The organism is Paraburkholderia sp. BCC1885, from assembly GCF_900996235.1.
In the GTDB taxonomy this organism is placed as follows: Bacteria; Pseudomonadota; Gammaproteobacteria; order Burkholderiales; family Burkholderiaceae; genus Paraburkholderia.
In genome coordinates, this window is the sequence record NZ_CAAJGM010000258.1 from 1 (window position 1) to 6403 (window position 6403).

Annotated in this window: 6 protein-coding genes; all 6 read left to right on the top strand. The window is 59.7% G+C overall.

Going from position 1 to position 6403, the window contains the following annotated elements:
• Positions 1-1792, top strand: a 1792-nt coding sequence (locus FQ755_RS33500) for a DUF2345 domain-containing protein (RefSeq protein ID WP_144161570.1), incomplete at its 5' end; no start/stop codon positions are given.
• 298 nt (positions 1793-2090) lie between these two features.
• Complete coding sequence (locus tag FQ755_RS33505) at positions 2091-3005, top strand: hypothetical protein (protein WP_144161574.1); 915 nt, start codon at positions 2091-2093, stop codon at positions 3003-3005.
• A gap of 8 nt (positions 3006-3013) precedes the next feature.
• Positions 3014-4843, top strand: a complete 1830-nt coding sequence (locus tag FQ755_RS33510) for a glucosaminidase domain-containing protein (RefSeq protein ID WP_144161577.1) — start codon at positions 3014-3016, stop codon at positions 4841-4843.
• 145 nt (positions 4844-4988) lie between these two features.
• The gene (locus FQ755_RS33515; RefSeq protein WP_144161580.1) at positions 4989-5339 is read left to right on the top strand and encodes a hypothetical protein; all 351 of its coding nucleotides are present in this window, start codon (positions 4989-4991) and stop codon (positions 5337-5339) included.
• 49 nt (positions 5340-5388) lie between these two features.
• Positions 5389-5637 (top strand): PAAR domain-containing protein, encoded by a 249-nt coding sequence (locus FQ755_RS33520; RefSeq protein WP_144161583.1) that lies wholly within the window; start codon positions 5389-5391, stop codon positions 5635-5637.
• 83 nt (positions 5638-5720) lie between these two features.
• On the top strand, positions 5721-6403 hold a 683-nt coding region (locus tag FQ755_RS33525), incomplete at its 3' end, for a type VI secretion system Vgr family protein (RefSeq protein ID WP_186308734.1).

Here is a 6403-nt window from a genome sequence, read left to right on the forward strand (position 1 = left end):
GATCGGGGCGTCGTGGGTGATTGCGAACAACGTGCCGGCGGGCAACCCGGGGGCGGACTATCCGCACAGCCTACAGGCCACGGTAGACGAGGTGCGCGCGAGCCACGCGGGCGATCCCGCATTCAAGGTGTCGCACGCGGACGGCTCGGAAGGCTTCTACCGGGTGGAGATCGAGGCGCAGCGCACAACTGTGCCGTATCGCAGTCCGTTTGAGCATCAGAAGCCGGAGACCCATCTGGAGTCGGCGATCGTGGTGGGTCCGCAGGGCGAGGAGGTCTACACGGACGAGCTGAACCGCATCAAGGTGCAGTTCGTGTGGGACCGCCTCAACGGCGGCGACGAGAAGGCCTCGTGCTGGGTGCGGGTGGCGCAGTCGGATACGGGCAGCGGCTATGGCGGCGTGCACATGCCGCGGGTGGGGGAGGAGGTGCTGATCGACCACATCGGCGGTGACTGTGACCGGCCGGTGGTGATGTCGCGGCTGTATAACGGGTCGGCGAAGCCGCAGTGGCATTCGAACGGGCTGCTGTCGGGATACCGGTCGAAGGAATACGGCGGCAGTGGGTACAACCAGATGGTGATGGACGACTCGAGCGGGCAGAACCGGGTGCAGCTCCTGAGCAGCACGGCGAATTCGCAGCTGCATCTGGGGTATCTGGTGCAGCACACGGATAACACGCGGGGGGCGTATCTGGGGACGGGGTTTGATCTGAAGTCGGAGTCGTATGGGGCGATCCGGGCGGGGCAGGGACTCTTCGTGTCGAGCCATCCGGCGACGGCGACCCAGCCGCTGAGCGCGGGTCCAGCAAGCGAGCAGCTGATCAATTCGGAAGCGGTGATCGAGAACCTGTCGCAGGCGAGTGTCGCGGCCAATGCGGAGACGTTGCAACCCGGTCAGGACGCCTTGAAGGCGTTCACCGATGCGACCCAGCACAGCGTACCTGGCGCCAGCGCATCGGGCGGCAACACGGCCGGGGGCGGGACGGGCAACGCGAATGGTTTCGCGAAACCGATCCTGCTGGCGGCGAGTCCGTCCGGCATCGCCCTGTCCACCCAGCAGTCGACACAGATTACCGCCGATCAGCACATCAATATCGTCAGCGGCCAGAGCGTGCATGTGGCGACGGGCAAGTCACTGATCGCCAGTGTCACGGAGAAGCTCAGTCTGTTCGTGCAGAACGCGGGGATGAAGCTGTTTGCGGCCAAGGGCAAGGTCGAGATCCAGGCGCAGAGCGACGAGATGACGCTCGCGGCGCTCAAGGACCTGACCATCACCAGCACGAACGGCAGACTGGTGCTGTCGGCGAACAAGGAGGTCTGGATCGGGGCGGGTGGTTCGTACATCAAGATCGCGCCGAACCTGATTGAGAATGGGACACCCGGACAGATTCTTGAACGCGGCGCTTCGTGGGAAAAGCAGGCGGCCACGAGCGTTCAACAGCAGCAACAGGAATTCTTTCAGAGCCAGAAGCCGCTGCAATACAGCCAGCAGGTTTTCGTCGACCAGGCGTTGCACACTTCAGACGGCGTCACGACCCCGGCGAAATACCAGTTTGTCGATGGAACAGGCGCGGTCCTCGGAAGCGGCGTCGTGGACGACAGTGGGAATACGTTACGCGCCTTCACCGATACAGCGCAACCCATCAAGACCGTGCTGGATTTGAATCAGGGTAAGTGGACGACGTTGAACTATAAAGAGCCCTTTGTCATCGACACCAACGAAACTGATAAGCCCGACGCCGCCGTCTTCGATTATGCCGATCATGAGGCCGTGGCGAATACGGATTCGTAGTGGTCGCTTGCGCGCGATATCGTCCTGACCGTATCGATTCAACTTATTCATATTGAGCAAAACCAAGGTGCAGATTTTGATCAAGTGCAGATATTTTCTTTCGACGCTGTTTTGCCTCGCAGCCGGCTTGATGTCCGCTGCGGCCATTGCCGCGTCGTCGGCGTCGACCGATATTCCGCTGGGGGTTCCCGCCGGCTTCATTTCGGTAGCGATCAATAGCGTCGGCAACGCGCTGTATTGCGTCAGTGGAGAAGTGCTTGACGATGTGGCGTCGACCAAGACCGCATGGGTAGTGCTCGTGGATGCCGACAAGCGCCAGGTCGTGTGGAAAACAAGCATTCCGTTCGAGCAGCCATTCGTGGGGAATATAGCCGTTCAGTGCGCGAGCAACGGCTCGACCTTCTACGTCTTGACGCAACAGCGAACGCACTCGGAAGAAAGTCTTAACCAGACCAAAGTCATCATCAACCAGCTTTCCGGAACAGGAAAGCCGCAGAAACACGTGCCTGTCGATGCAGGGTTTGACGAGTGGTCTTATCTGCTGGATGTGAAACCGGATGCGGTATCGGTAGTGGGCGGTATAAGCGACACGCTCAATCGCGGCGGCAAGTTCAGCACATTCCTCGCGCAATTCGATCCGAATTTGACTCGCACCAGGTTGTCGAAAATGCCCAACGGTTCGTTCTGGACGGACACGAACGCGCGACTCGATAACTCGCATCTGCTGGTTGCTGGACAGTTTCTCCCTAACAGCGGCTCGTCGTCAGGATCCGAGGCCTTCGCCGTTTCGAGTATCGATTTGTCGAAAGACAAATACCTGTGGTCGACCTATGTATCCCCCGCGGACGAGCGATCCGAAAAGTCCATTTTTGGAGCCGATGGCGCAAGCTATTACGTGGCTCTTACCGCGACCAACCTGGCAGTTGCCGTTGTCGATCCGGCCGGCAAGATCACCAATCGGTTCGCCGTCAAGAAACCGGTTTGCGACATCAATGCGCTGGCGATCGATGGCCATACGTTGAGCGCCATCGGCGCTACGTGCGACCAGAATCCCCGCAGTGTCATCCTCGCTATCGATCTGACAAATAAAAGCGCGACCATCGCCCAGCGTCTGGACAGCAGTCTCTCCACCGCGAAATTCGATGGCAACGCGTGGGCAGGCGTAGCGGACAGTCAAGCGAAGGGCGCCGTTTTCATTCGCGGCGCCAGATAGGGGACATCATGGCAGATACCTACACGTACGACGACAAGCTCCAATTCATCAAGAACCTGTACTGCCCTGCTCGTCAGTGTGCCGACGAGACTGGGTGTTCCTGGGAATTGATTCTCGCTCAGGCTGCGCAAGAGACGGGTTGGGGAGAAAAGGTCCTGCCAGGAAGCAACAATATCTTCAATATCAAAGCCGATTCCAGCTGGACCGGTGAGTCCAAGGTATTCCATGTTTGGGAAATGAAGAACGGGCAGAAAGTGTGGGAAGACGATCCGTTCCGTATGTACCCTTCAATACTCGACGCTTTACGCGACCGGCAGAAATTCCTGGCCGAGAATCCGCGCTATAAGGCTGCCGGTCTCTATCACGACGGTGTCAAGGGCAACCTGGCCGGAGAAGCCAACGCGCTGCAAAAGGCGGGCTATGCCTCAGATGGAGATTACGCAAAGGCACTCACTACAGTCTTTAACGGACCGACGATGCAGCGGGCCATCGCGATGGCGAAGAAGGACGGCTGCAAAGGATGTTTGCCGACAATCAATCTCTACATTCTGGATGCGGCGAAAGTCCCGCTCGCCAAAACAAAAATCAAGGTGTCGCAAGGGAGTAAATCGGCTGAACTGGTGACCGGTGCGGACGGCCACGCTCAAATCCAGGCTGCGCTATCGGGCGGGCAGGTATCAATCGAGGTGTACTCCGAGCACGACAAGAAATGGATTCCTATCGATCCCAAAGTGACGCCGACGTCGCCGCCGACCGCCGTCACGCTGGTCGCGCCGACCCTCGTCGTGCCGACCGCCACCGAACATCATGATCCGGTAACCGCGGCTGCGGCGTCGGCTGCCGACGCGGCGGGCTCAGCGGCCGCCGCCAGTGCGGTTGCAAGTCCGGCGCCTTCGCATAGTGCAAGCAGTGCACATGGCGGAGCCACCGACAGTTATACCGTCAAGAAGGGCGACTCGCTTAGCCGGATTGCCAAAGCTCACTCGACCAGCTATCTGACACTCGCGCGGCTGAACGCCATTAATTCACCGTACTTTCTGCGTCCCGGACAGATTCTGAAAGTGCCGAAGGCGCAACATGCCGCCGCGACGTCGTCGCCCGCCCCCGCGCCGGCGCCGGCGCCAGCTGCGGCCAGGCCGGCGCCGACTGCCGCCCTGGCTGCCGCATCCCACCCATCCGCACCTCCTGCCGCAGCGGCGTCTTCGCCTCAACAAGGCGCCGGATCGCAAACGCTTCGACCCGACAACGCGGTACACGCGGTGCACTACAGAAGCGCGGCCGACCATCCGCAGACCGACGTGCTAAGCGCGCGTCGGGCCCCGTGGATGGCGATTGCCGAACAGGAGTTCGAGGCCGGGGTAAAACGCAGAGGGGGCGCTCAGCCCGATCAGCACATTGAAGAATATTTCAGCGCGACGTCATTGGGCCGCCAGCGATCCGACAACCTTGCGTATTGCGCCGCGTTCGTGAACTGGTGTTTGACCCGCGCGGGGTATCACGGCAATAACAATGCAGGTGCGAATAGTCTTTCGACATGGGGGCGCGCTACGCGGGGCAACAAGCCGGCGTATGGTGCGATAGCCGTGGTTCACTTTCCGACCGGCGGATTCCACGTGACCTTTGTCAACGGAAAGGCGCCCAGCCGGCCGAATGCTCCAAGAGTTGCGACGCTTGGCGGTAATCAGGGGCATGCGCATGAAGTCAGTCACAGTGCGGTTCCTGCAGGATGGGTTACGCATTACCGGTTTCCTACGGAATATGTCGAGAATGACGAGGACTATGACCTCCACCTCGTGAGTGTCGACAGCGCCCAGATGAGCGCCGCGTCGACTCACTAATATCGGTTGAATATCTGAAGACTTTTGAGGCTGAGATTAAATGAGAATGTCGTTTTTGCGAATCGCAGTATCGTTGCTGACAATTTGTTCCTTCGCATCCGCGAGTCATGCCGCCGATCAGGGCACCACGCTTCGATCGAAGGATGTGCCGTATTCCGCAACGATTACGCTGCAGGATGCCGGTCAGGATGCGGACGGCAAAAAATTGGTTGCCTACCGGATCAATCTGTCTTCGGCCAAGTGCAAATCCGTGATTGCGGGCAACGCGAAGTTCTTTGCCAAGACCGATGGTCAACAGGACGATTCGACATTTCTGCAGAACGGCGATGTCGTCAAGACCAACATCTTCAAAGACCACGGTAAAGATGGCGACATCACCTTGACGATGGACATCGAATCGAAGCGCCCTCAATACGCGGGAATTCTTATCGATAACGCGCCTGCTGGCGGCGGCTGCTTCAAGCTCAACAACGTGAGCTTCGATTTCTACAAATGACGATCCGGTTGTTCGGAGCGTCGCCTGATGCAAGGGGAGTGAAGACGACATGAATGTTATCCGATTGGACGACGACACCGACCACGACGGCAAAGTGATCACAGCATCGAAGACGATGAAGTTCGACGGCAAGTTCGTCGCTCGCAAAGGCGATGAAGTCTCATGCCCGAAGCATCCCGACACGAAACCGAACGTGATTGTCGAGGGCGACGAATCGATGACGGATGGCGGTATTCCCATCGCACGACACGGTCATAAGGCCACCTGCGGCTGCCATCTCATTTCGAGCGTGGTATGAGCCTGAAGCTGGCCGCGAGATCGTTGGGGGCAGGATTGCGCAGCACCGCATCAGCAGCGACGTACATGGAATAAAGAGGCGTCATGGGAGCGCAGGACTTAATCAGCACAATCACGGGGGGGCTGTCGCAAAGTGACCGTCTGCTCAAACTGGACACGCCGCTGGGCGCGAACACGCTGGTCCCGCAGCGGGTGGTGGGCCACTCGCGCCTGGGCCGCCACTTCGAATTCACCGTCGACGTGGTGTCCACCAGCGGCAATGTCGAACTCAAGACGCTGATCGCCCAGCCCGTGACGCTGTGGATCCAGCAGACCGACAAGTCCTACCTGCCGCACAACGGCTACGTGCACACCGCCCGGCGCCTCGGTTCCAACAGCGGCCTGACGAGCTACCAGCTCGGCTTCGCCTCCTGGATGCACTTCCTGAAGTTCCGCCGCGACCAGCGCATCTGGCAGGACAAGACTGCCGACGACATCATCACCGATGTGTTCAACACGCATCCCCAGGCCCAGGGGTTATTCCAGTTCGCACTGTCGAAACCGCTGCCCGCGCGCTCGTACTGCCGGCAGGACGAGAATGACTGGAACTTCGTGCACCGGCTGCTCGAATCCGAAGGCCTATATGGATTCTGGCAGCAGGCACAGGACGGCAGATCGCACACGCTGGTCATCACCGACCGGCTCGCGACGCTCGATGCGCTGTCGCCCGAAACGGTGCCGTTCTACCGGGCAGGCACAGGCAGCGAGACGGACGCGCTCACGCAGTG